Here is a 301-nt window from a genome sequence, read left to right as displayed (position 1 = left end):
CATATAGTTTCCAACCAGCACTTTATAGACCGTTATATTTCTGGAAGCCAGTTCACGAATGACCGAGTTGTTCAAGAGATACAGTTCCTGGAGTGGCGTTCCTCCAAATCCATTGACGAGTACTGCAACTTCCTGCCCGGTATCACTAGGAATCTGCAGATGTTCCAGTAATGCCGTCACCATTCTGCGTGCCAATTCGTCGGCTGATACCAGCGGTTCTTTGCGGATTCCCGGTTCGCCGTGAATGCCCACGCCATACTCCATCTCATTGTCCTCAAGCTTAAAGGTCGGTGTTCCCTTG

1 protein-coding gene is annotated in these 301 nt (G+C 49.5%); it reads right to left on the bottom strand.

What is annotated here, in order from left to right:
* On the bottom strand, window positions 1–301 hold a 301-nt coding region (locus tag ACNPNW_RS06245; protein ID WP_448766745.1), incomplete at both ends, for a dihydroxyacetone kinase subunit DhaK.

The organism is Acinetobacter endophylla, from assembly GCF_053543775.1.
This window is presented reverse-complemented; position numbering and strand designations above follow the sequence as displayed.